The organism is Mesorhizobium sp. M1A.F.Ca.IN.020.06.1.1, from assembly GCF_004023265.1.
Classification (GTDB): Bacteria; Pseudomonadota; Alphaproteobacteria; order Rhizobiales; family Rhizobiaceae; genus Mesorhizobium.
In genome coordinates this window covers 1-3732 of the sequence record NZ_RZSR01000601.1, presented here as the reverse complement: position 1 = coordinate 3732, position 3732 = coordinate 1, and the positions used below count along the sequence as shown (strand labels likewise).

Below are 3732 nucleotides of genomic sequence, written 5' to 3'. Positions count from 1 at the left end.
ATTCTCGTCCGCCGGCGGGATGCACATGAGGCCCTCAATGGCGAGGCCGTGCACCTCGCGGCAGCGTTTGACGAAAGCGACGGCGTCGCCATTGAGGGCCTCATGTGCATCCCGCCGGCGGACGAGAATCCCGGTCCGCATTTCGCGCTTTTGGAAAAGATCGCTGGCGAGGCCGGCGTCGCAATGCTCTCGATGGGCATGTCCGGCGATTACGAGACCGCGATCGCCTTCGGCGCGACCAGCGTCAGGCTGGGCTCGGCGATTTTCGGCAGTCGCTAAGCGCCTCGAGACGCTGGTAGCGATCTTGTTACCGACCCGACAATCGATCGATAACGCTTCCGCCAGCGCTTGAAACGAACCGGGCCGTTCCTACCAAGCCCGCGGATGACGAGTGATGGGCGTTTCCGCCAAACATTCGACGTACAGAGAACCTCTGCGCCGCTCAGTGCAGCACGAACTCCCCGTCCACTTTCCGCCACTCGTTCGGCGCGATCAGCTTCTGGTGCGTGTACGTCACCGAATGCAGCGGGCCGTCGAGCTTGGTCTTCCAGAATTCGATGAAGCGGATCAGCACCGGAAACTCCGGCGCGATGTCGTAATCCTGCCAGATATAGCTTTGCAGCAGATGGGGATGGTCTGGGAAGTGATAAAGGATCTTGGCTGTGGTCAGCCCATAGCCGCTGAGCATCAAGTCCATTTCGAGATGATGGCGCATTGCCGTCCTCAGTTGATTCTCCTTTCCTCCCAACGCGAAACTCTGCGCCTCGTTGCTTAACCGTCTATTGATTTTCGCACATCAGACCCAAGTTTTCCATCGGAAAAACAGATGGTTAGCAGCCCTAAGGCGAGAGTGCTGACAGGCGTTTGCACTTGCCCCTGCGTCATCCCGCCGCGCGAATCCAACGTCTAATGTTGCCGTCACGGCGGAACTGTTAATAATGCCGCGAATTCACGGCTGCTTCGCCGTGATGCCGTCGGCACATCAAGCCGGCGGAACGGTTTCGGAGGAAAGCTAGAAAATGTCCGATGTCCATGTCCACCGCGTCCAGCCGGCGTGGAAGAAAAACGCGCTGATCGACAACGACACCTATCTCAAATGGTATGCCGACAGCGTGAAGAACCCGGACAAGTTTTGGGGCAAGCACGGCAAGCGCATCGACTGGTTCAAGCCCTTCACCAAGGTCAAGAACACTTCCTTCGACGGCAAGGTCTCGATCAAGTGGTTCGAGGACGGCCAGACCAATGTTTCCTACAACTGCATCGACCGGCATCTGAAGAAGCGCGGCAACCAGACCGCCATCATCTGGGAAGGCGACAACCCTTACGATGACAGGAAGATTACCTACAACGAGCTCTATGCGCATGTCTGCCGCTTCGCCAATGTCCTGAAGAAGCACGGCGTCAAGAAGGGCGACCGCGTTACCATCTACATGCCGATGATTCCCGAAACGGCTTACGCGATGCTTGCCTGCACGCGTATCGGCGCCATCCATTCGGTCGTCTTCGGCGGCTTCTCGCCCGATGCGCTGGCCGGCCGCATCGACGACTGCAAGTCGACCATCGTCATCACCGCCGACGAGGGCCTGCGCGGCGGCAAGCCGATTGCGCTGAAGGACAACACCGACAAGGCCATCGACATCGCCGCCAAGGCCGGCACCAAGGTGGAAAAAGTGGTGGTGGTGCGACGCACCGGCGGCAAGACCGGCTGGGTGCCGGGCCGCGACGTCTGGTACCACGATGAGGCCGCGACCGTTAAGGCCGACTGCAAACCCGAGAAGATGAAGGCGGAGGACCCGCTGTTCATCCTCTACACATCGGGCTCGACCGGCAAGCCGAAGGGCGTGCTGCACACCACCGCCGGCTATCTCGTCTATGTTTCGATGACGCACCAGTATGTCTTCGATTACCATGACGGCGACATCTACTGGTGCACCGCCGATGTCGGCTGGGTCACCGGCCACAGCTACATCGTCTATGGCCCTTTGGCCAACGGCGCCACGACGCTGATGTTCGAGGGCGTGCCGAACTACCCGTCGCAGTCGCGCTTCTGGGAAGTCGTGGACAAGCACCAGGTCAACATCTTCTACACCGCGCCGACGGCGCTGCGCGCCCTGATGGGCGCCGGCGATTCCCATGTGAAGAAGACCTCGCGCAAGTCGCTGCGCGTGCTGGGCACGGTCGGCGAGCCGATCAATCCGGAAGCCTGGGAGTGGTATTTCAACGTCGTCGGCAACGCCAAGGTGCCGATCGTCGACACATGGTGGCAGACCGAGACCGGCGGCATCCTGATCACGCCGCTGCCGGGCGCCACCGACCTTAAGGCCGGCTCGGCGACACGGCCCTTCTTCGGCGTCAAGCCGCAGCTGGTCGATGGCGAAGGCAAGGTGCTGGAAGGCGCGGCCGACGGCAATCTCTGCATCACCGATTCCTGGCCCGGCCAGATGCGCACCGTCTATGGCGATCACGACCGTTTCGTGCAGACCTATTTCTCGACTTACAAGGGCAAATACTTCACCGGCGACGGCTGCCGCCGTGACGCCGACGGCTACTACTGGATCACCGGCCGCGTCGACGACGTCATCAACGTTTCAGGCCACCGCATGGGCACGGCGGAAGTTGAATCGGCGCTGGTCAGCCACGACAAGGTCTCGGAAGCCGCCGTCGTCGGCTATCCGCACGATATCAAGGGTCAGGGAATCTACTGCTACGTCACGCTGATGTCCGGCACGACGTCGAGCGAGGATCTGCGCAAGGAGCTTGTCGCCCATGTCCGCAAGGAGATCGGCGCCATCGCAACGCCCGACAAGATCCAGTTCGCGCCGGGCCTGCCCAAGACCCGTTCAGGCAAGATCATGCGGCGCATCCTGCGCAAGATCGCCGAGGACGATTACGGCGCGCTGGGCGACACCTCGACGCTCGCCGATCCCGCCGTGGTCGACGATCTCGTTGCCAACCGGCAGAATAAAAGGGCCTGATGAACGCGCAGGCCGCACTCGGCACCGTCAGCCAGCTATGGCGCTATCCGGCGAGCTCGCTTGCCGGCGAGCGGCTGGACGCCATCTCCGTCGGCACGTCGACTGTCGACGGCGACCGGCTGTTCGGCCTGGTCGATGCGTCGGATGGCGAGATCGCCAGGCCGGACCGCGGACCGAAATGGCACAAGGTGCCGCTGATTCGCACCCGGCTGACCGAAGACCGCCGGCTCGAAGTGGCCGTGCCCGGCGGCGACTGGCTGCCGGCGCCCGACCCGGAAAGCGACTGGGTTCTTTCCGGATTTCTTGGCTTCGACGCCTCGATCCGGCCTTACTTCCGCGAGCACGCGCCGGGCTATGCCGGCCCGCTCACGGCCGAGCGATACAGCAGGACGCCGATCCATCTGCTCACCGCCGCCTCGCTGGCGCGGCTGAAGGCGCTGCATCCGCAAGGCGTGCCAGATTCGCGCCGCTTTCGCCCCAACATCGTCGTCGACATGGAGCCGGTCGAAGGCTCCTTCCCGGAGACGGAATGGCTCGGCCGCAAGCTCGCGATCGGCGATCTGTTGCTCACGATCTCCGAGCCCTGCCGCCGCTGCGGCTTCACCATCATCGCCCAGGACGGCTTCGACAACGACCCCGGCATCCTGCGCAACCTGGTCCGCTACAACGCCCACAATATCGGCGTTTATTGCACCGTCGACCGGCCGGCACGCGTCGAGATCGGCGCGGAAGTGCGGTTCGCCTGACCTGCCTGTCC

At 62.6% G+C, this 3732-nt stretch carries 3 protein-coding genes and 1 pseudogene; 3 read left to right on the top strand and 1 reads right to left on the bottom strand.

Features of this window, described 5'->3' with window-relative positions:
* Positions 1 to 279 (top strand): annotated as a pseudogene (locus EOA60_RS23180) (alanine racemase); the annotation flags it as partial.
* 163 nt (positions 280 to 442) lie between these two features.
* Here the strand turns inward: EOA60_RS23180 and EOA60_RS23175 are convergent.
* Entirely contained in the window at positions 443 to 715 is a 273-nt protein-coding gene (locus tag EOA60_RS23175) for an aspartate-semialdehyde dehydrogenase (RefSeq protein ID WP_067001506.1), read from the bottom strand.
* Positions 716 to 1019: 304 nt separating this feature from the next.
* Here EOA60_RS23175 and acs point away from each other — a divergent pair, with 304 nt between their 5' ends.
* Positions 1020 to 2975 carry an acetate--CoA ligase gene (gene acs / locus EOA60_RS23170; RefSeq protein WP_095824161.1) on the top strand — a complete coding sequence of 652 codons (1956 nt, stop codon included), beginning with the start codon at positions 1020 to 1022 and terminating at the stop codon, positions 2973 to 2975.
* Entirely contained in the window at positions 2975 to 3721 is a 747-nt protein-coding gene (locus EOA60_RS23165; RefSeq protein WP_128311953.1) for an MOSC N-terminal beta barrel domain-containing protein, read from the top strand. Before acs ends, EOA60_RS23165 begins: the two co-directional genes overlap by 1 nt.
* Positions 3722 to 3732: the final 11 nt, after the last annotated feature.

Excerpts from the sequence above, each read along its gene's own strand:
- acs (WP_095824161.1), top strand. The coding sequence starts at position 1,020 with ATGTCCGATGTCCATGTCCACCGCGTCCAGCCGGCGTGGAAGAAAAAC.
- EOA60_RS23175 (WP_067001506.1), bottom strand. The coding sequence starts at position 715 with ATGCGCCATCATCTCGAAATGGACTTGATGCTCAGCGGCTATGGGCTG.
- EOA60_RS23165 (WP_128311953.1), top strand. The coding sequence starts at position 2,975 with ATGAACGCGCAGGCCGCACTCGGCACCGTCAGCCAGCTATGGCGCTAT.